The sequence below is a fragment of the Helicobacter pullorum genome, assembly GCF_900638355.1.
Taxonomy (GTDB): Bacteria; Campylobacterota; Campylobacteria; order Campylobacterales; family Helicobacteraceae; genus Helicobacter_D; species Helicobacter_D pullorum.
Genome location: NZ_LR134509.1, coordinates 1,352,606 through 1,377,657 on the forward strand (window position 1 = coordinate 1,352,606; position 25,052 = coordinate 1,377,657).

The 25,052-nt window shown below is 34.6% G+C and carries 24 protein-coding genes; 14 read left to right on the forward strand and 10 right to left on the reverse strand.

Annotated elements, in window-relative coordinates:
- The first annotated feature begins 8 nt into the window (after positions 1-8).
- Positions 9-1,232 (forward strand): molybdopterin molybdotransferase MoeA, encoded by a 1,224-nt coding sequence (locus EL247_RS06600; protein ID WP_104745961.1) that lies wholly within the window; start codon positions 9-11, stop codon positions 1,230-1,232.
- Here EL247_RS06600 and radA read toward each other — a convergent pair whose 3' ends face one another.
- The 10 genes from radA to EL247_RS06650 all read right to left on the reverse strand — a co-directional run bounded on the left by radA (position 1,233) and on the right by EL247_RS06650 (position 14,617).
- On the reverse strand, positions 1,233-2,573 hold the full coding sequence (gene radA / locus EL247_RS06605; RefSeq protein WP_104745960.1) for a DNA repair protein RadA: 1,341 nt from the start codon (positions 2,571-2,573) through the stop codon (positions 1,233-1,235). It lies immediately after the preceding gene.
- 383 nt (positions 2,574-2,956) lie between these two features.
- Positions 2,957-6,394 carry a hypothetical protein gene (locus tag EL247_RS06610; protein WP_126442124.1) on the reverse strand — a complete coding sequence of 1,146 codons (3,438 nt, stop codon included), beginning with the start codon at positions 6,392-6,394 and terminating at the stop codon, positions 2,957-2,959.
- A gap of 357 nt (positions 6,395-6,751) precedes the next feature.
- A complete protein-coding gene (locus tag EL247_RS06615; RefSeq protein ID WP_104745805.1) occupies positions 6,752-7,597 on the reverse strand; it encodes a hypothetical protein in 846 nt (281 codons plus the stop codon).
- Between the two features lie 9 nt (positions 7,598-7,606).
- On the reverse strand, positions 7,607-8,698 hold the full coding sequence (locus tag EL247_RS06620) for an N-acetylmuramoyl-L-alanine amidase family protein (RefSeq protein WP_104745806.1): 1,092 nt from the start codon (positions 8,696-8,698) through the stop codon (positions 7,607-7,609).
- On the reverse strand, positions 8,695-9,789 hold the full coding sequence (locus tag EL247_RS06625; protein ID WP_005022726.1) for a nitronate monooxygenase: 1,095 nt from the start codon (positions 9,787-9,789) through the stop codon (positions 8,695-8,697). The genes EL247_RS06620 and EL247_RS06625 overlap by 4 nt, the downstream gene beginning before the upstream one ends.
- 11 nt (positions 9,790-9,800) lie before the next feature.
- Complete coding sequence (gene tyrS, locus EL247_RS06630; RefSeq protein ID WP_104745807.1) at positions 9,801-11,015, reverse strand: tyrosine--tRNA ligase; 1,215 nt, start codon at positions 11,013-11,015, stop codon at positions 9,801-9,803.
- 9 nt (positions 11,016-11,024) lie between these two features.
- The gene (locus EL247_RS06635; RefSeq protein ID WP_005022723.1) at positions 11,025-13,172 is read right to left on the reverse strand and encodes a RelA/SpoT family protein; all 2,148 of its coding nucleotides are present in this window, start codon (positions 13,170-13,172) and stop codon (positions 11,025-11,027) included.
- Between the two features lie 38 nt (positions 13,173-13,210).
- Positions 13,211-13,429 (reverse strand): DNA-directed RNA polymerase subunit omega, encoded by a 219-nt coding sequence (locus tag EL247_RS06640; RefSeq protein ID WP_005022722.1) that lies wholly within the window; start codon positions 13,427-13,429, stop codon positions 13,211-13,213.
- A gap of 14 nt (positions 13,430-13,443) precedes the next feature.
- Positions 13,444-14,157 (reverse strand): UMP kinase, encoded by a 714-nt coding sequence (gene pyrH, locus EL247_RS06645; protein WP_005022719.1) that lies wholly within the window; start codon positions 14,155-14,157, stop codon positions 13,444-13,446.
- A gap of 79 nt (positions 14,158-14,236) precedes the next feature.
- Positions 14,237-14,617, reverse strand: a complete 381-nt coding sequence (locus EL247_RS06650) for a hypothetical protein (RefSeq protein WP_224757658.1) — start codon at positions 14,615-14,617, stop codon at positions 14,237-14,239.
- A gap of 126 nt (positions 14,618-14,743) precedes the next feature.
- Between EL247_RS06650 and EL247_RS06655 the strand changes: the two genes are divergently transcribed.
- The 13 genes from EL247_RS06655 to EL247_RS06715 all read left to right on the forward strand — a co-directional run bounded on the left by EL247_RS06655 (position 14,744) and on the right by EL247_RS06715 (position 25,046).
- A complete protein-coding gene (locus tag EL247_RS06655; protein ID WP_104745809.1) occupies positions 14,744-16,189 on the forward strand; it encodes an NAD(P)H-hydrate dehydratase in 1,446 nt (481 codons plus the stop codon).
- Positions 16,190-16,218: 29 nt separating this feature from the next.
- The gene (locus EL247_RS06660; RefSeq protein WP_060663212.1) at positions 16,219-17,001 is read left to right on the forward strand and encodes a thiazole synthase; all 783 of its coding nucleotides are present in this window, start codon (positions 16,219-16,221) and stop codon (positions 16,999-17,001) included.
- A 24-nt stretch (positions 17,002-17,025) separates the two neighbouring features.
- Positions 17,026-17,622, forward strand: a complete 597-nt coding sequence (recO, locus tag EL247_RS06665) for a recombination protein RecO (RefSeq protein ID WP_230845518.1) — start codon at positions 17,026-17,028, stop codon at positions 17,620-17,622.
- Positions 17,623-17,687: 65 nt separating this feature from the next.
- Positions 17,688-18,104, forward strand: coding sequence for a pyridoxamine 5'-phosphate oxidase family protein (locus EL247_RS06670; RefSeq protein WP_104745826.1), 417 nt, complete (start codon positions 17,688-17,690; stop codon positions 18,102-18,104).
- Between the two features lie 137 nt (positions 18,105-18,241).
- Positions 18,242-19,291, forward strand: a complete 1,050-nt coding sequence (gene mnmA / locus EL247_RS06675) for a tRNA 2-thiouridine(34) synthase MnmA (RefSeq protein WP_054195611.1) — start codon at positions 18,242-18,244, stop codon at positions 19,289-19,291.
- A 194-nt stretch (positions 19,292-19,485) separates the two neighbouring features.
- Positions 19,486-19,767 (forward strand): hypothetical protein, encoded by a 282-nt coding sequence (locus EL247_RS06680; protein ID WP_104745810.1) that lies wholly within the window; start codon positions 19,486-19,488, stop codon positions 19,765-19,767.
- Positions 19,764-20,042 (forward strand): type II toxin-antitoxin system RelE/ParE family toxin, encoded by a 279-nt coding sequence (locus EL247_RS06685; protein WP_232019749.1) that lies wholly within the window; start codon positions 19,764-19,766, stop codon positions 20,040-20,042. The genes EL247_RS06680 and EL247_RS06685 overlap by 4 nt, the downstream gene beginning before the upstream one ends.
- A 243-nt stretch (positions 20,043-20,285) precedes the next feature.
- Positions 20,286-21,110 (forward strand): universal stress protein, encoded by an 825-nt coding sequence (locus tag EL247_RS06690; protein WP_065826375.1) that lies wholly within the window; start codon positions 20,286-20,288, stop codon positions 21,108-21,110.
- 64 nt (positions 21,111-21,174) lie between these two features.
- Positions 21,175-22,404 (forward strand): ComEC/Rec2 family competence protein, encoded by a 1,230-nt coding sequence (locus EL247_RS06695; protein ID WP_077247101.1) that lies wholly within the window; start codon positions 21,175-21,177, stop codon positions 22,402-22,404.
- Positions 22,405-22,552: 148 nt separating this feature from the next.
- Positions 22,553-23,095 carry a DUF502 domain-containing protein gene (locus EL247_RS06700; protein WP_005022703.1) on the forward strand — a complete coding sequence of 181 codons (543 nt, stop codon included), beginning with the start codon at positions 22,553-22,555 and terminating at the stop codon, positions 23,093-23,095.
- Positions 23,095-23,949, forward strand: a complete 855-nt coding sequence (gene mqnP / locus EL247_RS06705; RefSeq protein ID WP_005022702.1) for a menaquinone biosynthesis prenyltransferase MqnP — start codon at positions 23,095-23,097, stop codon at positions 23,947-23,949. The genes EL247_RS06700 and mqnP overlap by 1 nt, the downstream gene beginning before the upstream one ends.
- A 16-nt stretch (positions 23,950-23,965) precedes the next feature.
- Positions 23,966-24,514: a hypothetical protein gene (locus EL247_RS06710; protein WP_005022701.1), complete on the forward strand. Its 549-nt coding sequence runs from the start codon at positions 23,966-23,968 to the stop codon at positions 24,512-24,514.
- The gene (locus EL247_RS06715) at positions 24,507-25,046 is read left to right on the forward strand and encodes a DUF6115 domain-containing protein (protein ID WP_224757657.1); all 540 of its coding nucleotides are present in this window, start codon (positions 24,507-24,509) and stop codon (positions 25,044-25,046) included. The genes EL247_RS06710 and EL247_RS06715 overlap by 8 nt, the downstream gene beginning before the upstream one ends.
- Positions 25,047-25,052 lie beyond the last annotated feature (6 nt).

A 25,052-nucleotide genomic window follows, 5' to 3' on the forward strand; every position in this document is an offset into this window, starting at 1 on the left:
GAATAAAAATGAAAGAAAAAATCTCCTATTCACAAGCCAAAGAAATCTTAAACTCCCAAGCTATCAAGCCTTGTGGCACAACAAGAGTATTTTTGTATGATTCTTTAGATAGGATTCTTGCACAAGATATTTTTGCTCCTAGCGATATGCCAGAGTTTCCTTTATCCAATATGGACGGATATGCTATTAATTCTACAATGCTAGAAAAAAGCAAAGGGATTTTTGAGATTCTTAGAGAAAATCCTGCAGGCAACCAAGAAATCTTAGAACTACCTCCAAACAAACCTCTAGCAATCAAAACTTTCACCGGTGCAGCAATCCCCAAAAATGCTGATATGCTAATCCCCATTGAAAATGTAGAAAAGCTAGAAAACAAAATCAAAATTACAAAAATTTCACAAATTGGAGAATTTATCCGCCAAAAAGGCGACAACTACAAACAAGGCGAAAAGCTACTCGCTTGTGGGATACAAATCAACCCCAATCACATAGGGCTTTTAGCAAGTCTCAATCAAATCTTTGTAGAAGTTTATGAAAAGCCAAAAGTTGGGATTCTAGTAAGCGGTAATGAAATCTTAGAACTCGGAGAAACCAAACCAAACCCCAATTCCTTTTATAATGCCAATGGGCATTTACTCTATGCAAAAATCCTCGCAAATGGAGGGATTCCAAAGCTCTATCCTATTTTAAAAGATGACAAAAGCAAAATCCGCTCTTGCCTTGATACTGCCCTTAGAGAATGTGATTTGGTAATTTCCACCGGTGGAGCAAGCGTTGGGGATTATGATTTTATTAGGAAAATCTCTCAAGAATGGGAAAATCAAATAATTTTTAGGGGAGTGCAAATCAAACCCGGGCAGCATATACTCTATGCACATTTCAATCAAAAACCATTCTTTGCGCTACCCGGCTTCCCAAACTCCACTTTGGTAACCTTTGAACTTTTTGTCAAAGAAATTTTAATCCGTCTAAGCGGAGGGAGATTCACTCAAGAAGTGCTTGAAGTCATCTTACAAGAAGATTTATCCAAAAAAGATCCAAGAATGGAATTTCGCATTTGCAATATCCGCAACAAACAAGGGCATTTTGAAATTGATTTTGAGGGCAAAAAAGACTTCCAAAGTGCGATTTTAAACAATTTTTGCCCCCTAGATAATGCAAAAATCGGATTAGCTATGTTAGCAAAAGACACCTACAAAGCAGGTGAAAAAATCAGTGTTTTGCGATTATAACTACATCCAATCAATAATCTTAGTAACTTCTTGAACTTCAAAGCATTTAATGCCGAGATTTTGGGTTGGCTTCTTAGGCAAAATTGCCTTATCAATCCCCAATGAAAGTGCTTCTTTGAGCCTTTGTTCTACATTAGAAACTTCTCTAATATCCCCCACCAAACTCACCTCGCCAATAAACACACTTTGAGACGAAAGGACACGATTGCGAAAACTAGAGAGGATTGCCGCTACAATCGCCAAATCCGCAGCAGTTTCCAAAATCTTAATACCTCCTGTAACATTAATAAACACATCATAGCGGTTAAGCGGAATCTCCAGCTTCCGCTCTAGCAAGGCTAAAATCATATTCAATCGATTTGTATCAAATCCGGTACTTGCACGCTTTGGCATACCATAAGCACAATCACTCACCAAAGCTTGCACTTCCAAAACCAAAGCTCTACTTCCCTCCAAAACGACGCTTAATGCACTGCCCGGACTTGAAGTTTTTTGCGAAAAAAAGATTTTAGAAGCTTCTTTGGCTCCCACCAATCCATTGCTTTTCATCTCAAAAATCCCAACTTCACTTGTATTTCCAAAGCGATTCTTAAATCCACGCAAAAACCGCAATTCACGACTAGAATCCCCCTCAAAATACAAAACACAATCCACCATATGTTCCAAGATTCTAGGACCTGCAATCGAGCCTTCTTTGGTAATATGCCCGATAATAAACACGCAAATTCCATAATCTTTTGCCAACCGCATAAGCTCAAAAGTTACTTCCCTCACCTGCGAAACACTGCCCGGACTTGAAGAGATTTTCTCACTATAAAGCGTTTGAATGCTATCAATCACAAGCATTACATATTCTCGTTCTTTAGAATGGATAGAAGCGATAATCTCTTCTAATCTAATAGCATTCAACAAATACAAATTAGGATTCATAGCTCCCAATCTCTCTGCCCTCAATGCGATTTGTGAGCCACTCTCCTCACCACTCACATAAAGCACATTTTTGCCCATTTTAGCCAAATTGCTAGAAATCTTCAAAAGTAGCGTAGATTTCCCCACACCCGGACTTCCGCCCACAAGATACATTCCACCAAGCACGATTCCACCACCAAGCACGATATCAAGCTCACTTTCTCCCGAGCTAAAGCGGATAAATTCCTCCTCTTTTACTTCTGTAATAGGTATGACTTTGGTATTTCTATCTAGCAAAGCTGCTGTGATATGCTCTTCTTTTAGCTCCAAAAAGCTCTCCCAAGCTCCACAATTAGAGCATTTACCAAGCCATTTTGTGCTTTGGAATCCACAATGCTGACATTCAAAAATTTGTGCTTTTTTCTTTGCCACCTTATGCCTTTATCACTTTTTGCAGTATCATAACGAAATTTTATTAAAAATACGAAGTTCAATTTGAAATCTAATGCAGTCAAAATAAGCTTTATTGATTTTCCCCCCAAAGAAGCAAAATGTCAAAAACTTCTTTGGAGGTATATTTAGTTCGGATAAGGAAACTATAATCTCTTGATTTACACTCTTAAAAAATATATATTTGTTCTAAGATTTTTGCTTCCTTGCTTTCACCTCCTAAAGTATTTTAGAATCCCAAAAGACTATTCAAAAGCATTGAATTTCTTTCAAGATTCTAAAAAGAATCAAAGCAATCAAACTCCATTGATTAATTTAACTCTTTTTAGAATCTTTAGCCTAGGATTAACCTAAGCTAAATGATATTAATAAGTAATAGCCATACAAGGATTATTTGTCTTAGCATTATCACTTACAATACATAATCTACCTTTTTCCCTACCTTCATTAATCTCAATACTTGTTTCTTCTTCAGCAGGTAATTCTAAAACTTCTCTTTTGTAGTTTAGATAAGCTAATCTTGCATCATATCCACCATTATTATTGACGGTATCATCACCTTCATAGCCATTGTCTTCATTGTCTCCATTGTTTCCATTGTCGCCACCGCCATTGTCAGGATCGCTTGGATCTGGATTTGGTGTTGGATCTGGATTAGGATTAGGATCTGGGTTTGGATCTGGATTAGGATCAGGATCTGGATTAGGGTTTGGATTAGGATTAGGATTAGGATTAGGATCTGGATTTGGATCAGGGTTTGGATCAGGTGTTGGATCTACCGGTTTAGATGGCTCTAATGGAATAAGTGGAATCGAATCTATAGGAAGAGGAACATTAATATTATCTTGAATATCATTTTGTACCAAAGCATCAACCCCATAGTAAGTAAAGCTTCCTTTAGCTCCTCCTGCCATTACATCAATGTCTTGAGCTTGATTAATCTTAAGATCGTTGATAAATCCTTCTCTTATGCCATTAATGGTTGTTACATAGCCATCAACTTCTTTGATTAGATTTGCCAAATCGGTGCCTTTAAGCACTTTAATTTGATGATCGATAATGTTTGCAACTTCTGTTTTGAGGTCGCTTCTTTGTTGTTTCATGGCTTCAAGATCTTTTTTCATCAACGCAATATACTGGGGTTTCATCCCTATTTGCTCTGCCTTTTTAATATCTTGCTGTAACTTTGCAATTTCACCATCCAAAGTTTCAACTTGATTTTTAATATTTTCTACTTGCGTATTGAGTTGTGCTCCTTGATTGTTTAATTCTTGTGCTTTATTTAAAGCATCAGCAAGTTTCTTCAAAGTATCCTCAAGCGTTTTAATATCAGCTAATTTACCATTAATTGTATTTTTTAGATTTGTCATACCGCCTTTAATGGAATCTCTGTATTTGCTTGTAGCGTTGGTATAGGCATCTCCGCTAAAAAGATTCGAGTGAGTTTTGGTTACTGCATTGCTGTTGCTACCATTATACCCATCATAAAAAGCACGCAAGAAATTAATGGATTGTTTGATAGATTCTTTTAGCTGTGGATTATTTTTATCAATCAAAATATTATTTAAGAAATTAGTAATTTTGCTATCTGCAGTTCCTTCGCCCTCTCCGTTATTGATTGCATTGAGAATGTTAGTAATTCGATTCATAATATCTTGCAAAGTAGCTTGTGTTGATGAGCCATCTTTATTTTCGATAGTTACCCCATAATGTGCTTCCAAAATATCATCGATAATTTGAGGGAGATATGTATTAATCAAAGTTTGGTAATCACCGCTTGTGTTGAGACTACTATTCATAGGATAAGTACTTGAGATTCTCTCTTGTTTCACCCAAGAGTAATTGTAATTACTAGCAGTTATATTTGGATGCCATGCCTTTACCTCGCCTTCAAACCCCTTATCATTTGATACTGCATCATAATGGTAAAAATTCACATCTTGACTGCCATAATGTCCATCAGCAATTTCCCCTTTCAATGCAGTGTTCCTAATACCATTGATTACACCATTAGCAGTATAATAAAGTCTATCTTGACCATTAATTCGAACAACATTATATCCCACATCTGCACTGGGACCATAACGCGTATCTGTATACTTAGTATTATAATAAATATTGATATTGCTTAGAGAGCTACCAAGTCCATTTGTATGATAATAAAAGGTTTTAGATCGATTACGACTATCTGAATTATAATCTCTAACAGATGCCGGTATAAATTTTGTATTTTCATCAAAATAAAGAGAAGCATTGCTAATAGAATTACCAGAACCAAGCTCTGTAACAAAGCCAGCAATCGCGATATTTGCATTAGCAGCCATACCTGTAACTACATCATTTTGCAAAATTCCGATTTTGTTTAAAATCACATTATTAATAGTTGTTTTAGAGTTACCATTTGCATTTGCAATTCTCCCTGCAAATCCACCCACAAACATTGTCGCTCCGCTGAATTGATTAGAATACAAATAGAGATTTTTAATATTATTCAAAACAACATTGTTAATGTTTCCACCATTGATTACCCCTGCAAATCCGCCTACATAACCATTGTCATTTGGCCCACTATTTGCATGAGTATTTTCCATTCTACCTTGCAAATCAATGTTATTGAGTGTAACATTATTGATATTTCCACCATTGATTTGCCCTGCAAGTCCACCAAGGTATATTGTATCTGCACTTGCGTTAATATTTGCATTGATTGTATCAATAGTTAGGTTTTTGATAGTGCCTCCACCGATTTTGTTAAATACGCCGGCGATAGTTATACCACCATTGTTTGAAGCGTCATTGTTATCAAGTGTGATATTTGACATTGTGTAGCCATTACCATTGAAGATTCGACTAAACCCACTATTATCAGGTTTGCCAACAGAAACAAAATCAACACCATTGAAATTAAGATTGTTGATTAATTTAAATTCATTTATGCTTCTTGTTTCGTTTATATTACCATTCCAAGCATTTGCAAAATCATTCCAACCACCTTCAGCACCAATGGTGATGATACGATGAACATACCAAGTTCCACCACCAAGGTCTTGTCCATTAATACTATAATTTTTTTTAATCCAATCCTTGTGTCCGTTAGCTTTAAAAGTGCTCATTGCCATTTGGACTGTAATTTGAGGATCAGGCTGACCGATACCATTAGTTCCTATAAGCTGAATATTTTGCTTATTTTTAACGCCCTCAACATCCAAAAAGATTTTATTTCCTATTATACGCAAACTATTAGGATCGCTACCATTATTGTATTTTCCTTGGACATCTATGGTGCCATTTGAGGTTAGATTCCTCACTTCAGTACCTACCAAAGTAATATTATTTGCATTAATAGTCCCCATATTGATAACATTACCCTTCAAGCTACCACGAGTAAATACAGGGGAGAAATTCACTGCATTTTGATCGCCATTTTGTTTGGCTGCATCTACAAATTGATTGAGTGCTTTATCCAAACTTGAAGTAAAAGCTCCAAATTTATTTGCATTGACACTCGCCCCTTGTCCTATTAACACTCCACTTGGATTGACTAGATAGATATTATTGCCATTGCCATTGAGAGTTCCTAATATCTTAGAGGCTTTGTTGGAATAATCAAGATTCAAAAAGGCTTTGCCACTTCCGTTAAAATTTACCCTTTCTCCATTATTAATATTAAATCCACCACCCCACGCAATTACATGGTTTTTGTTATTTCCTGTGATAGTCATTGTTCCACTATTTTTGATAATGCTTCCGCTTCCATGGATAAATTTACCACCAGCAGGTAAAGCCGCTAAGTTTTGAGACAATAACACACTAGCGATGATAGAAATACCAATTTTGCTAATGGTTTTGGAATCTTTTTTGGATTCTTGAATCTTTTTAGGATTCTTAGTAAGTTTTTGGGGTTTTGAGTTTTTGAGAGTGTTTAAAGAGTTAGTTAAAGGCTTATTTGCCCCCCCCCCCCCATACTACGACAGAATTAGGATTGTTTGACATTTTATCTCCTTTATAAGATATTTAAATTTATAAAATAAAGAAAAGTCTTTTTATTTATAAATTCATAAAGAGAATTATACTACTAAATTGAGATAAAATTGATGAAATAAAAATAAAATAATTATAACAAAATTATATAAATGATTTAGTAAAAGTTAAATAATAATTTAATCTTTATAATTAGGCTTGATGATTAGCTTCATCATCCAGATATTACACCAACCAAAAAGGGCTAAGAAATAAAAGGCTTTTCGCACTTCAAAATAAGATTCTCCATCTACGAAAAAATAAGAAAAACAAAAGATAATCAAACAATTCACAAGCAAAAGCAAAAGATTTAAAAATTCATAGAATCCAATGAGATATTTTCGCTTCAAACAAAGAAACCCAACCATCAATAACCCTATTAGCAGCAAAGCAAAATCAATATAATCCGCTGTGGATTTCATAGGGGAAGTAATAGCAAAACCAAACAAAGTTACAATCATTACATTAATATTTGGCTGCATTAATTGCAAAATTTTGCCTATTTTGGTGCTTTTGTCAAAGTTGAGTTTGAAAAAGTAAATAATAAAGGGAAAAACCACAAAAAACAAATAAAAACTATAATCCATTACCATTTGGTAAAAGCTCTTATCAAAAGCATTCTCATTTGTCGCAAATTTCAAAGAATCCTCTAGCGAAAAAATATCATAATAAGTTCTTTGCAACACAAAAAGTTCATAATACAAAAAAGTGCCAAAAACACACAATGCGACAAAAATCATCGCACTATATAATTTGGGTAAATGGCTAGAATAAATCCTCACCATATTAAAAACACTCACTATCACTCCACAGAGCAAAAAGGTAACCCCTGTGCAAAAATAGATTCCAAATGGCTGTGTTACTAATCGAAACATTTGCTTGAAATCATTAAAAGCCCCACTCAAAAATAAAGTTAGAATCGTGAAAAATGCTAATACAAAATACAAAGATGAAAAAACTAAATGTGGTAAAGTGATTTTTTTCAATTTATTTCCTTATGGATTTCTAATAAAATAACTATCAATGCCATCGGCAATTCCCTTGGCAATGTTTTTTTGGAATTTGGTTTGTGAGAGTCTTTTGCCCTCTTTGGGGTGTGTGATATATCCCACTTCTAACAAAACTGATGGCATTACCGCCCCTGCTAAAACCCAAAAAGGACCTTCCCTCACACCGCCATCGACGATTTTATATTCTTTCCTTAGAGAGCTTAACATTCCATATTGAATATCAATTGCTAAACGATTAGAAGCGATAATTCTTTGGGTGTTTAGCGTATTTAAAAAAGATTGTTTAGAAAAATAATTCATCGCTTCAATATCATCTTTGTTTTCCAAAGCTGCGACTTTCTTTGCCCTCTCGCTCCTTGCTGTGGAGAGGAAATAACTCTCTACCCCTTCTAGCTCATCTTTGTTGTCCATAATAGCATTAGCATGGATTGAGATAAATAAATCTGCATTTTTGTTGTTGGCAAACTTCGTCCTATCTCGCAAACCTACAAATTTATCACTACTGCGTGTCATATAGACTTTGTATCCTCTCTCTTTGAGATTGTCCCTCAAATACAATCCAATCTTTAAAACTACATTTTTTTCACAAGTTTTATTGACGCCCACTGCACCACAATCTTTGCCGCCATGTCCGGGATCTATTACGATAATTTTGTCGTTTGTATTGATTTTTGAATTTTTGGAAGTATCTTTGCCAAAAAGCATAGGGATAGAAATGTTATTTGTATTTGGAAAAGTAAAACTTGCTTGTTTTTGCGAGACTGCTAGGGCTATTTCAAGTTTTTTGGGCGTTTGTATCACCAAACGCACTTTGGTAGGGGAATTTTGTGCGATTTTGATTTTTGTCCCTTGTATTTCAAATGATTTTGCACTCCCCATAAGAGAGGCTTGTATATCATACACATAACGCAATTCTTGTTTATTTTCTAATACAAACTTTTTGAAGTGATTTTTAGTGATTGTTTGATTGAATCTCAAAGTAATTCCATTTTGCGTTTGTTTGACAGAGAGTATTTCCAAACCTCCCCCCATCAACAAACTACAAAAAAAGCAAACTACGATAACAAATCTCATCATTTGGTTAGTTCATCAAGGATTTCTTTAACGCTTTGGATTTTTTCAATCCTATAACCATTTGCACCTGTAAAGTATAAGCCTTTGATAGGATCTCCTAAATACCCATCGCCCAAACCATCTGCGATGCAATATCCTACCTTTTTTGCCTCCTCGCCCCTATGGCAAGGTGCGACACAATTACTAATACAAGCGATTTTTGGTTTTCTCCCCTCGCGTAATTCCCTAATCACGCCGGTAACAATCGCCCTTGCAGGATAACCAACTGGGGATTTAATCAACTCTATATCTTCTTTTTTGATTTTTGGCATTAGCTCATTATAATACCTTGCATCACATTCACTAGCCCCCAAGAATCGAGTTCCCATTTGCACACCACTTGCCCCCAACTTTATCATTTTGTCAATATCTGCTCTATCCCAAATCCCACCTGCTGCGATAATAGGAATCTCTCCCCACTTTTTGCTTTCTTCTAAAACTTCAGGGACAATACTCTCTAGCTGATATTCTGGCTTGAAACAATCCTCATAACTCACCCCTTGATGTCCTCCACTCAAAGGACCCTCTACAATAACCGCATCGGGCATTCTTTTGTATCTTCCCTCCCAACGCTTGCAAAGTATTTTTAAAGCCTTTGCCGATGAAACAATGGGAATAAGTGCAACATTTGGGAAATTGCTTGTAAATTCGGGCATATTTGTAGGCAATCCTGCACCCGTGATAATCATATTTGCCCCTGCCTCACACGCATCACGGACAACTCTCCCATACTCATTAATAGCATACAAAATATTTGCACCAAGAGGATTTTCTCCGCAGATTTTCCTTGCATTTTTAAAAATTTCCAACAAAGATTCTTTGGAATAGAAATTAATCGTATCAAAAGGGCGATTTTTTATCACTCTTTGAACAAAAGCACTATTTTTATAATATCCAGTCCCAACACAAGAAATTATCCCTAATGCACCATTTTTGGAGACATTTCCAGCTAGATTATCCCAGCTAATCCCAACGCCCATTCCACCTTGAAAAATCGGGAGAGGTATTGTGTATTTTCCTATTTTGAGAGGTTTTAATTCTAATTTATATGGCATAATTTCCCTTTTTATTTAATCAATATACGCGCAAATTTACGCTTCCCAGCTTGTATAACATATTCTCCAGCTTCTAAATTTAGCTTTGTATCAGTTAATCTTTCTCCATTGATTTTTACTCCACCTTGTTTAATGAGCCGCAAAGCTTCCGAGCTAGAAGTGCTTAAGGCACATTCATTCATCAATTGTGCAATCCAGATTCCAGCATTTTTTTCAAAAGTTGGCATATCACTTGGCAATTCATCTTTGCTAAAAACCTTGATAAATTCCTCTCTTGCTGCTTCTGCACTTTCTTTATTATAATAGCGAGTAATGATTTCTAAGGCTAGGTTTTCTTTGACTGCTTTTGGGTGCAAACTTCCCTTTTCTACCCCCTCTTTAAGCTCTGCAATTTCTTGCAAACTTTTGGCGCTCAAAAGCTCATAATAACGCCACATCAAACTATCAGAAATACTCAATAATCGCCCAAACATTTCTTTTGGTTCTTGTGTAATTCCCACATAATTACCCAAACTTTTACTCATTTTATTGACGCCATCTAAGCCCTCTAATAAAGGCACCATTACCACTGATTGTTCTTTGGACATACCATAAGCTCTTTGTAGATGCCTACCCATTAGCAAATTAAACTTCTGGTCTGTCCCTCCGCATTCAATATCACAATCCAAAGCCACAGAATCATACCCCTGCAACAAAGGATAAAAAAACTCTACAATGCTAATAGGACTTTGTGCTTTAAACCGTTTCTCAAAATCATCTCTTTCAAGCATTCTTGCGACTGAAAATTTGGCAGAAAGCTCAATCATTCCACGCGTTCCAAGCTCATCAAGCCATTTTGAATTAAACACAATCTCCATTTTAGAAGAATCCAATACCTTTGTAACTTGCTCTTGATAAGTCTTCGCATTAGCCAAAACTTGCTCTTTGCTCAATGGTTTTCTTGTCTCACTTTTGCCTGATGGATCACCAATCATCCCTGTAAAATCACCGATTAGAAAATAAACCCTACCTCCATATTTTTGAAAGGTGGCTAGTTTTTGCAAAAGCACTGTATGCCCCAAATGCAAATCTGGTGCAGTTGGATCAAATCCTGCTTTGACTTTAAAGGTTTTTCCTTCTTTGAAATAATCGCTTACTAACTTTTTAATATAATCCAAACCTATAATTTCTTGTGTTCCTCTTTGGATTTCTTCTAAAGCCAACTCTATTTGCTTTTCTACACTCATCTATTCTCCTTAATTTGCATATGCGTCTTTAAAAGCGCTAATATCAATGATTTTATAATTATTTCCAAGCAATGCTCTAAGCTCCTTCACATCCGAAATATGTGTTTCAAAACGCACCTCGCAATGGGTTGCATAAGTGCTTTTTTGAGAACCAAGCTCGACACCTAGCACATTAATATCGCATTTTGCCAAAAATTGCAAGAAATTTGCCAAAACTCCTCTTTGATTCTCCAAAGCAACGATAAGTTTATAAGTCTGCAATCTATCGCCAAGCCAATTTACATAAAGCATTTTTACACCTTTTTGAATCTCCAAATACGCCCTATCACAAAGCTTATGATGCACAAATGCTTTAGAACCACTTTTAAATGCAATAATAGAATCTCCAAATTTGGGGTGGCAGCAATAATCAAAAACAGCTTGATTGATTGTGTGGTTAGTTTGAATGACTAAATTATCAAAATACAATTCTTTGAGTTTTAAAATTCGGATTTTAATTTGCGTTAGAAATCCCGCTTTTTGTTTATAATAATTTTTAATCCGATTTTTAATATCTTTCAAAAAAGCAATATCGGTTGTTGCTTTGTAAATAGATTCTTCTAGTCCATTTTCTTTTACAAACATTTCGATTTCTTCTGCACTTTTTTCAAAAATAGTCGCAATGATATTAATCGCACTTTTTTTCTCGATTTCTTTAATCCTTGAAGCACAATTCATTTTAATTTGACTTTTGGCTCTTGAAGTTTTGACCGCATCTATCCACGAACAACGCAAAATCGTCTCTTTTGCAGTGATGATTTTTACAATATCGCCACTTTTTAGAGTGGTTAGTAGAGAAGTTTTTTGATTATTCACATAAGCTTCTTTTGCGCGATTCCCCACTTCTGTATGCACCGCATAAGCAAAATCCAACACCACCGCACCAATGGGCAAAGAATAATTATCCCCATCGGGTGAAAAAACAACAATATCTTCCCGATAAAGATCGTTTTTTACAAGTTCATAAAACTCTTCTACTGAATTATTTTGAAATTGTAATTTATTGAGCCAATCAAGGCTCGGACCGCTATTGCCACCGATTTTATACTTCCAATGTGCAGCAATTCCATACTCTGCACTTCTGTGCATATCTTCTGTGCGGATTTGCACTTCAAAAATAGCCGAATCATCAAAAAGGGTGCTATGGATTGTCTGATAGCCATTTTCCTTTGGCAAGGCAATATAATCTTTAAACCGCGACATAATAGGCTTAAAACGCAAGTGTAAAATTCCAAGCACTTTATAACAATCCAAATCATTTTTAACAATCACTCTAATAGCAAGCAAATCCAAAACTTCTTCGATAGAAATGCCTTTGCGTTGCATTTTGAGATAAATTGAATAATGCCGCTTCACTCGGCTTTCTAAATGGAAATCTCCCTCTGGCACACCACTTTGGATAAGGCTTTTTTTGACCTTTTGCATAAACGCATTAAGTTTTAATTGAATTGTTTGCTTATGGTTTAAAAAATAATCTTCTATTTTGCGGTAATCTTGTGGAAAAATATAAAAAAAACTTCTATCTTCTAGCTCATTTTTTAAGCTTGAGATTCCTAGTCTATGTGCAATTGGAGCATAAACTACCAAAGTTTCTTCAGAGATTCTGCGTTGTTTATTTGGAGGCAAGGCACCAAGTGTTAGCATATTATGCAATCTATCGCACAATTTGACTACCAAAACCCGCACATCTTTTACTGAAGTAATTAACATCTTTCGGAAACTCAAAGCCGCTACAACAAGCTTCTCATTAGAATGTGAAGCGGGCAATTCCTCTGCCCTAATGGCAACGATTTTGGTTAATCCATCTACCAAAGAAGCAACATCATCGCCATAATCTCTTCTTACTTCATCAAGCGTGTATTGCGTATCTTCTACCACATCATGCAAAAGTGCTGCACACACCATTACTTCATCGCCACCAAAATGGGCTACAATGCAAGAAACAAGCAATGGATGCACGATATAAGGCTCTCCACTGCGTCTTTTTTGCTCTTTGTGTGCTTGTGTAGCAAAAGCAATGGCTGCTTCTATATTTGGTGTTATCTCCACCATACTATAAAGCAATTCTGTGGCTTTTTGCGGACTATTAATTGCAGCAACTTTGTCTAAAAACTTCACATTCTACCCTAAACAATCACATAGAATCTAAAAGATTCTTAGCCTTGCAAATCCTCCACTTTTTCTAATCCGATTTTCCCCTCGGCTACTTCTAGCAATGCAATATCGGCAAGCTTATCTGTCTTGACATTTTTATTGACAAGTGGTTTTGCACCCCTACTTAGCTCATCAATTCTTGCAAAAAGAATATTAGATAATAAATATCTATCAAAATTTACTTTTTCTAAAGCCTTAGAAGCGATTTGTTCTGTTCTCATTCTCTATCCTTTAATTAATTTGAAACTTTGGAATAAATAGCATTTTCCTCATTTTTAAGGATTGCTAGAAGATTCCCTTTTTTAAACATATTACACACCACAATAGGCAACGCATTATCTTTTGCCAAAGCAATCGCAGTATCATCCATTACTTTAATATTATCCCTAAGTGCTTGCTCATAGCTAATTTGCTTAAGCATTATTGCATCAGAATATTTTGCTGGATCCTTATCATACACACCATCAACTTTTGTTGCTTTGATAATCATTTCTGCTTCAATCTCAACTGCTCTCAAAGTCGCTGCGGTATCTGTGGTAAAAAATGGATTCCCTGTCCCTGCGACAAAAATCACCACTCGCCCCTTTTCAAAATGACGCATTGCACGACGATTGATATATGTTTCGCACACCTCTTTGATTTCTAATGCGCTTTGCACTCTCACATCAAGCCCGTGATATTCCAATGCCTCTTGCATTGCTACTCCATTAATCACAGTTGCAAGCATACCCATATAATCGCCGCTTGTCCGCCTAATGATGCCACCTTTTGATGCACTCACACCTCGTATAAAATTCCCTCCACCAATGACAATTCCCACTTCAATTCCATTATCTACAAGTGTTTTTAATTCCATTGCAATATAATCAAGGATTCCACTCTCAATCCCAAAGCCACTCTCTCCAGCCAAAGCCTCACCAGAAAACTTTATCAAAATTCTTCTTGCCATAAAAACCTCACAATTTAGCACTTGAAATTTTTTATTATATTCAAAAGATACTTACGATTAAGTAAAGAATTTGAGGAATCTACCAAATTTCATCATTCTTTTGTTGTAATTTTTCCATTTGTTGTAATTGCAACTCATAAGCCTTATTAAGATTTTGGTATGAATTTTGCCCTTTTTGGCTTTTGTCTTTTGGTAAATCTTTGCGGTTATAAAATTCCTCAAAATGCTTAATATGTTCCTTTGTGCCATTATGTTGCATTTGCAAATTATCCAAATTTTTTTGACGCAACTGCTCACTTAGATTCTCTATGTGTTGTTTTAATGCACTTTTTTTTGGAGTTTCTATTTGCTCTTTATCATCGCTCAAAGAATTAGCATTAGGAATAAAACTTTGTGTTTCTTTGGTGTTATTAGATTCTTTATTTTCTAATGGTTTTTCACAGCCCAAAAAAACTATCAAACATAAAATAATTATCCTATAACCCATCCATTCACTCTTAAAAATTAATTTTGGATTTATAGCATATTTTGTTAAGATTGCAAATAAATTTTAATCCCAAACTATCAATTTTGCTTAAGGTAGAAAATGAAAAATTTATTTTTTGATACTAAGATTCTTGATTCTCGTGCAACACAAGATTTTTTACTCCCTTCTGAAATTTTAATGGAAAATGCCGCTAGAGGTATGGCAGAATTTATTTGTTCTCAATTTGATAAACACTCCAAAATCCTTTTAGTTTGCGGTAGTGGTGATAATGGTGCGGATTGTCTAGCGTTGGCTAGAATGTTGGCTGGCAAATACTCTTTGGGGATATTTTTGCCCCTAGGGATTAAAAGCCCCCTATGCCAACTCCAATATGAACGCCTAAAAAAAGTCTCTCTTTGCTGCGAGATTGAATTTCTATCCACCCTTGATAATTCCACTCTTGCACAATTCAATCTCATCATTGATGGAATCTTTGGTATCGGATTTAAAGGGCAGTTATCAGATGAATTAAAATCCCTTATTGCATTACTCAATCAATCTTGTGCAACAAAAATCGCCTGTGATATCCCAAGTGGAATTGACAAAAGCGGGAATCCTTGTATCTTAGATGATAGAGCATTTGCCTTTAAGGCGGATTTTACCCTTACAATGGGGGCTTTAAAAACTGCACTTTTTAGCGATTTAGCAAAGGATTTTGTAGGGGAAATCCACTGCATAGAGCTTGGCATTAGCCAACAAATTTTTAACACAGATTCCTCTTTTAGGCTTTTAGAATCTCAAGATTTCAAAGCCCCAAAAAGAAAGCTACAAAACTGCAATAAGGGTAGTTTTGGACATTTAAGTGTTTTTGGTGGCGAAAAAAGCGGTGCTAGTATCTTAGCTGCCCTTAGCGGATTTAAAATAGGTGCGGGACTAGTCAGCATCATTAGTCAAACTCCACTTCCAAACCTTCCTTATGAGATTATGCACTCTTGCTTTATCCCATCAAACACAACTGCCATTTTGCTGGGAATGGGCTTTGGCAAAGAAACCCCATTACCTTTGGAATCTCTCCAAAATTTCAAAGAAATTCCACTTTTATTAGATGCAGATATTTTTTATCACAAAGATTTTCAAAATCTCACACAGAATTTTAAAAATCTTATCCTAACTCCGCACCCAAAAGAACTTCAAACGATTTTAAAAACGCTTTGTCATCAAGAAATTTCTACTCAAGAAATCCAAAAAAATCGCATTTCTCTTGCACTAGAATTTTCACAAAAATACCCCAACATTACGCTCATCTTAAAAGGCGCTAATAGCATTATTGCAAAAAATGGGGAAATTTTCATCAATCCTTTGGGGAGTAATGCTCTTGCAAAAGGCGGTAGTGGCGATGTTTTAGCAGGGATGATTGGGGGCTTTTTGGCTCAAAGCTATTCTCCTTTAGAATCTTGCATTCAAGGAACTTTAGCCCACAGCCTTTGTGCAAGAAATTTTTGCAAAAAAAGTGCAGATTTCTCTCTAAGCCCCCTTGATTTAATTACACAAATTCGCTATCTTTAATATAAATTTTAAAATTTACAAGGATATTTATGAACAATGATACTTTAATAATCGGAAATCAAAGCTTTAAAAGTCGCCTTATTGTAGGTAGTGGAAAATACCCTGATTTTAAAACCACTTATGAAGCTACTCTTGCTTCTGAAGCTGAAATGATCACCGTTGCAGTGCGTCGAGTGAATATTACTAATCCAAATGAAGAGAATCTTTTGGATTATTTTAAAAATACTCAAATACAATTTCTCCCAAACTCCGCTGGTTGCACTAATGCTAATGAGGCTATTACGCTTTTTAGGCTAACTAGGGAAGCAACCGGGATTAATTTTATTAAACTTGAAATTATTGGAGATACCCAAAAAACTCTTTATCCTGATGTTTTAGAAACACTCAAAGCTTGTGAAACCTTAGCCAAAGATGGCTTTGTGGTATTAGCTTATAGCAACGATGATCCTGTAATGGCAAAACATTTAGAAAACGCTGGTGCAAGTGCTGTTATGCCACTTGCTGCCCCTATTGGAAGCGGACTTGGTATCCAAAACCGCTATAATATAGCATTTATCAAATCTGCTATCAAGATTCCTGTGATTGTTGATGCTGGTGTTGGTTGTGCTTCTGATGCGGCAATTGCAATGGAGCTTGGTGCTGATGGTGTGCTCACTAATACCGCTATTGCTCAAGCTAAAAATCCTATTTTAATGGCACAAGCAATGGCACAAGCAGTGAAGGCTGGGAGAGCAAGTTATCTAGCAGGAAGAATCCCCAAAAAGCCTTATGCAACGGCTAGCTCTCCAACTGATGGGCTTTTAGAATTTTAAGAGGCGTTTTTGCAAGGTTTCATATTGCACACACATAAAGTGCGTGAAGAAGATTTGCTTGTTAGAATCCTAACTTCTAATCACATTCACACACTTTATAGATTCTATGGGGCTAGGCATAGCATTATTCATTTGGGGAATAAAATTGACTTTATCATCGAGCAAGATTTGCGAGAAATTGGCAAACTAAGAGAGCCTATGCATTTGGGCTTTGCTTGGGAGAGAGAACCTAATAAACGCTACTATTGGCAACAATACCTAAAATTACTCAATCAACATTTACATGATATTAATCATATTGATTCCTTTTATTTTAAACACTTAGAGGAAGGTGCTAAACGCCTCCACAAAGAAGAATCTAAGCGGTGCATTTTGAATCTTTATGCACAATTACTCAATTTTGAAGGCAGGAAAAATCCACTCTCCACTTGTATAATATGCGAGAAAGAAACTTCTGATGAAATCGCAATTAGTCGTGGTATTATTTGCGGGCATAAATCTTGCATTCAAGGTGAAACCTTCCAAAAATCTCACATCGCACAATGGCTAAACTTGCAAGGAGAGTTTTTGGAGGATTTGGAAGTTGAAAAATTATGGAATATCTTAATGCTTGGTTTATAAGCTAAATCAAAGGCGACAAAATTGTAATGCAAAATAATACCCTTACTAAAAAGGTTCAAACAATGATGGATTTAAAGATATTAGACTTTATTAGACAAAATCATTTGCTTTCTTTGAGCACCATAGATGATGATGGCGTGTATGTTGCCAATTGCTATTACGCCTTTGATGCAGAAAATTTAACCTTTTTAATCAAAAGCGACAAAACTTCAAAGCATATTCAACTTGCACAAAAAAGCCCAAAAATCGGAATCACAATTGCTAAAGATCATCAAAACCTATCTTTGCTTAAAGGACTACAAATCAAAGCTCTTTTTAAAGACGCTTCTTTAATGCAAAAAGAGATTTATTATTCTCATTTCCCTTATGCAAAACTCATCAAAGGGGATATTTTCGCACTAGAAATCCAATGGGCAAAATATACAGACAATAAACTTCTCTTAAACCAAAAACTCTTTTATCAAAAAATTAGTCCATCATAAAAGATCTATAATAAAAATTAAAATAAATTTCACTATATTTTCTTATAAAAGCTCTATTTTAAGGCTTTTTAGCTACAATTCAAGCCCCAAAAACTTAATATTAAAGAAAACAACATAAAATATAAGAGGAAAAAATTATGAAAAAAGTTTTATTATTAATGAGCGGCGGCGTGGATTCAAGCTATTGTGCATATCTACTACAAAAACAAGGTTACAGCGTTTATGGGATTTACCTTAAGCTTCACAACAAAGATGAAAAACATCAATACTACACACAAAATATTCAAAAATGCTCTGAATATCTTAAGATTCCTTATCAAATTGTTGATGAAAGAGAGCTTTTTAAAAAAAGCGTGTATGATTATTTTGTAGAATCTTACAAACAAGGCTTAACGCCTAATCCATGCGCAATGTGTAACCCTAATGTAAAATTCCACATTGCTTTTAAGCTTGCCAAAGAGTTAAATTGCGATTTTGTTGCAACAGGACATTATGCACAAATCCAAAATGGCAGAATCGCTCAAGCAGTGGATACACATAAGGATCAAAGTTATTTTCTTTTTGGTTTAAAGCAAGAATGGATTGATAGAATTATTTTTCCACTTGGAGACAAAAAAAAAGAAGAAATCAAACCCATTGCACTAAAGGAACTTCCTTGGCTTGGCACACTAGAGACTTATAAAGATTCTCAAGAAATTTGCTTTGTTGAAAATTCATACATTGATATTTTGCAAAAACACTACAACACCAACAAAACAGGAGATGTGCTAGATAGCAAGGGCAATAAAATTGGCACACACAAAGGCTATATGCAATACACCATAGGAAAACGCAAAGGCTTTACAATCAAAGGCGCACTTACTCCACATTATGTGCTAAAAATCAATCCCAAAGAAAATACTATCATTGTGGGAGACAAAGAAGAATTAGCTACCACACAAGTTCAAGCTCTCAATCTCTCTTTGCCACAAGAATGGTTTGAAGACAAAAGGCAAATAGATTGTGAAGTCAAAATACGCTACAAAAGCCACAAGATTCCAGCTAAAATTAGCCTAGAAAACAAAAACAACCAAAACATTATCACAGCACACCTCAAAGAAGCCGCTTATGGAGTAGCAAACGGGCAAGCCCTAGTATTATATGAAGGGAATCAGGTTTTAGGTGGTGGATTTATTGGCACTTTTTAATCAAAATTTAAACTAAATAAATATTATAATGCCCTTGCATTTCTTGCACAAAAGGGCATTTTTCAAAGCTTTCTATTATTTCTTTTTTGGAATTTTTTATCTCCGTTTTTCTTCAAACCAAACAACTCACACAAACTTTTTGTTTAAACAATATTAGATATAATTGTGCCATCAAAATAGCAAAAGGGTAAATTATGTTTGATTATGCTAAATATGAAAATGCAACACAAAAAGAAATAATACATGCTTTAAATCTAACACAAAGAAAATCAGAAAAGTTAAACCAGCAATTAAAAGAGAATAGAGAGATTTTTAAATTTTTGCAAAAAAAATTAAAAGAATCTTTTAGTTCCAAAAAAAACAAAAAAAATAATATTCCAAATAGTAAAACAATTAATGTTTTAAACAATAATACAAGTATAGGGGTTTTTAATGATTTTGATGAAGCTAAAAAAGCCTTAATGAGTGATGAATGATGAGAAAAATTGACATTAAAAACACTTTCAAAAAAGATTATAGACAAGTCTTGAAACAAGGTTGGAGTGAAAATGCTATTGATGAAGTGATTAAACAACTTGCAAACGATGATATTTTAAATCCACAATTAAAACCGCATCCATTAGGTGGAGATTATAAAAATTATATGGAATGCCATATTTTTAGCGATTTGATAATAATATATCAAAGAGATAAAGAAATTTTAAGTCTTTATCGCATAGGAAGACACCAAGACTTATTTAAAAGCTATTAATCATCAAATATACTAATTTTTGTATTTTGTACCTCTTTAACTCTTTTAATTTATAAAACCTCTTAAACTCATCTGCATCTATTATTAGCTCTATTATAAAATCATTTTTTCTAAACTTTTTTATAAAAAATGGGTAGTTTTTACACCTTTTTGGAGAAATAAAAAAATACTTTCTTTTTTTCTTTGCTTTGAAAGTTTCTACCTGTATAATCTATACATAAAATACAAGGGGGACTTTCAAAGATGAAAAACAGAATCGCAGTCGCAACAGACTTCTCAAAAAAAAGTCTTATGGCACTTACAAAGGCAATCTATCTTGCAAAAAAATTCCAATGTTCTTTAGATGTTTTGCATATTGTGGAATATTCAATCTTCCACAACCCCAAAAAAGATAAAAAAGCAGGCAAAGAAGCTCTAGCAAAATTCATTGAAGATAATTTTCCAAACCTAGAAATAGAAATGCGACAATTTTGCTATGTTGGCACTATCCATAAAGAAATCAATAAACACATCAAAGAATACAAATGCCAAATCTTATGTGTAGGTGCCACAGGAGAGACACAGCATTTGACAGATATTTTGCTTGGCTCTGTTACCAAACAAATCATCAAAAAATCATCAATTCCCGTCCTTGTTGCTAAAAACGAAAGTTTGCCAGATTATATCAATATTTTCTCTCCGACAGATTTTAGCGATTCTTCTGCCAAAATTGCAAAGATTGCAAAAAGAATCTTTCCAGAGGCTCACTTGATTTTCTATCATATGATTAATCGCCCTTTTGAGATTCGATTAGGGCATTATGGTGCTGATGATGAACAAATTACAAATTTCAACCAAAATGCCGAAAACAAAGCCAAAGAAATAGCTAAAAAATTCCTAAAAAACTTCCAAGGCAGCAAAAAAGAAATGATATTAGATAGTGGTATTCTCTCTTATACTCGCCTCTTAAGTGTCGCAGAAAGCAAAAATGCTTCATTAATTGCACTGCCTACAAGTGGCAAAATTAGCTTTTTTGCATTGGATGTTTTAGAAAACTCCAAAATAGATGTTTTGATTTGGAAATTTTAACCACCCTCTAATGAATAACCTCTCTCCCCCTCTTTTTTTCAGCAAAAAAGAGAGGTTGGTTTTTTTGCTCTTTTTAATTGCTATCTTAAGTTGCACCCTAAGCTACAAATATTATCAATTCCACACCCTAAAATCCCAAAAATCCGCCAAAATTGAAGCTAATGTGCTTTTGCAATACACAAAAATGCGAGGAGATAAAAGCTATTATGTCCTAAAACTCCAAAGCAATTTTGGAACTTTTTATACTACTTCGTGGGAAGACTTAAAGAATCTCAAAAACAAAAGAATCTCTTTAAACATTATTTTAAAGCAAGTTAGTTTTGTGGATTTTCTAAAAGGCTTTTATGCACCAAGTTTTAACCTTTCGCTTTTACAAGGGGAGGATTTTAGAAAGCCTCTTAGGGATTTTATTTTAAGCCAACACCAAACACAATTAATGGGAGAATACTATCTTTCGCTTTTTTTATCAGATCCTTTACCACTTCCTTGGAGGGATCTTGCTCAAAGCTATGGAATTGCACATATTTTTGCCATATCTGGTTACCATACAGGAATCCTAAGTGCCATAGGATTTTTCATCTTAGGATTAATCTATTCGCCTCTACATAAGCGTTATTTTCCATACCGCAATCGCTATTTTGATTTGGGAATGCTAGTTTTATTATTGCTTATTGTTTATTATTTTTTACTCACACAATCCCCTTCTTACCTTAGGGCTTTAGCAATGTCTTGTGTAGCATTTTTCCTAATTTTTAAAGGACTAGATATTTTAAAATTAGAATCCTTTTTTTGGAGTATTGGAATTTTACTTAGCTTTTTTCCCTCCCTCATCTTTTCAGTTGGCTTTTATTTCTCATCTTTTGGAGTTTTATATATTTTGCTATTTTTCAAATATTTTAAGATTCCACGCACATTATTTCAAAAATTACTTTATGGATTTTTTCTCAATGTCTTTACATTTTTTCTTATGGGGGTTATTGTTTATTACTTTTTTCCTCCATTTTCTCCCCTCTCCCTCACTTCTTTGATTTTCACTCCGCTTTTTACTCTTTATTATCCTTTGATTTTATTAGCACATTTTTTTGGCTTTGGTGGATTATTAGACTTGCTACTCTTGTGGTGGGTTAATATTGATACGCACACTATCACCTTACAACCAAATCTATTTTTCTTTTTATTTTGTAATTTCTTAACCCTCCTAGCAATTTTCTATCGCTACGCATTTTATACGCTTTTTGGAGTGAATTTGATTTATTATATCTATGGAATCTATCTTTTTGCAAAAACTCCATAATCTAGCCCATCTTATGCCACCATTACACGCTCAATACTCATCAATTACCCATCTACTCAATATTTCCAAACACACCAAAATTTACATTTGGTTTTTTTATGAAAATCAGTTAAAATTCTACATTATTTTTTATTTTCAAAGGAATCTTGTGAATCAATTCATTGCAAAAGTTAGCAAAGGCATTTTCGCGATTCTGCCCTTTTTGTTGCTTTTTTGGATTTTTTCTTTTGTTTATAAGTTTTGTGCAGCGATTTTTTACTCTATTTTTGGCATTACTAATTCTAATTTATTTATTACGCTTTTAATCTTTGCTATTAGCCTTATTTTGTTGTATTATATCGGGCATTTGGTAGATAAAAATAAAGAATTTTTGCTCATTAGAATCACAGAAATCATTATCGGCAAGATTCCTGTTGTAAAAAGTATTTATTCTGGAATCAAAGAAGTCTTACACATATTTTCTGGCAAAAATAAAGAAGGTTATTTGGGTGTAGCTTATGTCAATGTCGGAGAAATGGAGCTAATGGGCTTTATCACCAAAGAAGAAGGGGAATATTATTGGGTTTTTGTCCCAACAACGCCAAATCCTACTTCTGGTTTTATTCTAAGAATCCACCAAAAAAATATTAAAATGTCAGATTTATCTGTAAGCGATGGATTTAAAAAAATCATATCACTAGGAGTCAAATAATGTTTGCAAAAATCAAAGATTTTAGCGAACTTGTAATGTTTCAACACAGCATTTTTTCTATGCCTTTTATTTTTATTGCAATGCTTACTGCAGCAAATGGCTGGTTTGGCTGGAAACTCTTTGCATTTGGGGTGATTGCAAGCATTAGTGCTAGAAATTTTGCAATGGCATTCAATCGCTATGCAGATAGAAAATTTGATAGCACCAATCCGCGCACCAAAAATCGCCCAAGTGTTGATGGTAGAATCTCCCCTTTTGCAATGCTTGTTTTTATTTTGATTAATGCTATTGTATTTATTTTTATGGGATGGTTAATCAATCCTTTGTGTTTCTATCTCTCCGTGCCTATTTTATTGATTTTAGCTAGCTATTCTTTAATGAAGCGATTTACCTCAGCAGCCCATTTGGTTTTGGGGCTATCACTTGGATTAGCACCAATTGCTGGGGTAGCTGCAGTGAGTGGAGAGATTCCATTGTGGAGTGTATGGCTATGCTGTGGTGTGCTATTTTGGGTAGCAGGCTTTGATTTGCTTTATTCTTTGCAAGATATAGAACACGACAAAAAAGAAGGATTGCATTCTGTGCCGAGAGTTTTTGGGATTCAAAATACACTTTGGATTTCACGCCTTTTTCATCTTTTGACATTGATTTTTTGGGGACTTTTTATCATGCAATCCAATCGAGGATTCTTAATGTGGTTTGGATTAATTATAGCTGTTTTTGCCCTTGCCTATGAACATTTTTTGGTTTCAAAAAACTTTCACAATATTCCAAAAGCATTCTTTGTTGTTAATGGTTATCTTGGGATTGTATTTTTTGGATTTTGCTTATTAGATTTAATATTCACAAAATAATACGGGATTAGAGAATATGGAAAATTTTGAAAAAAGCCGCTTAATCAACACCGCCTTGCAAATCCAATACCAAAAAGCCCATGATAATGCTGAAGAATTTGCCATAGAATTTAATAAACTTACCCAAAGCGATGAAGATCCAATAGGAGAATGGTTGCGTTTAATGCGTGCCAAAAAAGGAAATTTAGATAGCGAAAATACAATTATTTTGGAGCTTTTAGTAGAAATTTATCGCAAAATAGAAATCCTAGAGAACAAAATACAAGGCGAAACTAAGTCATATATTCCTTTATCCAACAAAGATATTATTACCACTATTGGGCATAATTGCTTTGCGCTAAAAGATTCCAAATTGCAAGAAAATACACTTTATTATGGCAGAGTAGAATTGCCCACTTTCCCAACTAGAATCATACCTATTTATTTTATTTTTCATACTAATTTAGCTATTATCGAAAAAATCCATGGGCGAGATGAAACAGAGTGGGATAGCTATGTCGCTTCCAAAGAAAGAGCATTAATACGCTTGATGAAATCCAACAATAAAGAGGCTAACCATGAATAACGAAAATATGATACTTTGGATTGGGGGAGGAATCGCTCTTGTTTTTATTTTGCTAATTGTCTATTTGTATCTAAAAGATTATGAAAGTGCAAGGAAGGCTAGACGCTATGAAAATTCTATCGAGGATTTAAACAAAGAGATTTATCGTCTCCAAAAAAAATTCAAAGAACAAGAAAACGACTTAGAAAAATTCAAGCAATCCTTTAAGCAACAAATTTATCAAGAAACTCGCCTTGAGATGAAAAATCTCATTGATTCTAACCTTTATGCCCAGATTTCCCCCATCAAAACACACCTTTCCTCCCTTAGAGAAAAATACGAAGAATACCAAGATAACATAGACAATAAAATCATCGCCCTAGAAGAAAGAATCAAAGAATTTGCCTATACTCCAAGTAATCCAAACAACATTGATGAAGGGCGTATTATCTCTATGTATAAAGATGGATGGAGTGTAGATTCTATTGCCAAAGAATTACGCATCGGCAAAGGCGAAGTTGAATTTACACTCAAATTTGCTAATTTGGATTAAAGGAAA

Excerpts from the sequence above, each read along its gene's own strand:
- EL247_RS06620 (WP_104745806.1), bottom strand. The coding sequence starts at position 8,698 with ATGATGAGATTTGTTATCGTAGTTTGCTTTTTTTGTAGTTTGTTGATG.
- mqnP (WP_005022702.1), top strand. The coding sequence starts at position 23,095 with ATGTTTGCAAAAATCAAAGATTTTAGCGAACTTGTAATGTTTCAACAC.
- tyrS (WP_104745807.1), bottom strand. The coding sequence starts at position 11,015 with ATGAGTGTAGAAAAGCAAATAGAGTTGGCTTTAGAAGAAATCCAAAGA.
- mnmA (WP_054195611.1), top strand. The coding sequence starts at position 18,242 with ATGAAAAAAGTTTTATTATTAATGAGCGGCGGCGTGGATTCAAGCTAT.
- pyrH (WP_005022719.1), bottom strand. The coding sequence starts at position 14,157 with ATGGCAAGAAGAATTTTGATAAAGTTTTCTGGTGAGGCTTTGGCTGGA.
- EL247_RS06600 (WP_104745961.1), top strand. The coding sequence starts at position 9 with ATGAAAGAAAAAATCTCCTATTCACAAGCCAAAGAAATCTTAAACTCC.
- EL247_RS06685 (WP_232019749.1), top strand. The coding sequence starts at position 19,764 with ATGATGAGAAAAATTGACATTAAAAACACTTTCAAAAAAGATTATAGA.
- EL247_RS06690 (WP_065826375.1), top strand. The coding sequence starts at position 20,286 with ATGAAAAACAGAATCGCAGTCGCAACAGACTTCTCAAAAAAAAGTCTT.
- EL247_RS06715 (WP_224757657.1), top strand. The coding sequence starts at position 24,507 with ATGAATAACGAAAATATGATACTTTGGATTGGGGGAGGAATCGCTCTT.
- EL247_RS06680 (WP_104745810.1), top strand. The coding sequence starts at position 19,486 with ATGTTTGATTATGCTAAATATGAAAATGCAACACAAAAAGAAATAATA.
- EL247_RS06670 (WP_104745826.1), top strand. The coding sequence starts at position 17,688 with ATGGATTTAAAGATATTAGACTTTATTAGACAAAATCATTTGCTTTCT.
- EL247_RS06660 (WP_060663212.1), top strand. The coding sequence starts at position 16,219 with ATGAACAATGATACTTTAATAATCGGAAATCAAAGCTTTAAAAGTCGC.
- EL247_RS06640 (WP_005022722.1), bottom strand. The coding sequence starts at position 13,429 with ATGAGAACAGAACAAATCGCTTCTAAGGCTTTAGAAAAAGTAAATTTT.
- EL247_RS06710 (WP_005022701.1), top strand. The coding sequence starts at position 23,966 with ATGGAAAATTTTGAAAAAAGCCGCTTAATCAACACCGCCTTGCAAATC.
- EL247_RS06655 (WP_104745809.1), top strand. The coding sequence starts at position 14,744 with ATGAAAAATTTATTTTTTGATACTAAGATTCTTGATTCTCGTGCAACA.
- EL247_RS06625 (WP_005022726.1), bottom strand. The coding sequence starts at position 9,789 with ATGCCATATAAATTAGAATTAAAACCTCTCAAAATAGGAAAATACACA.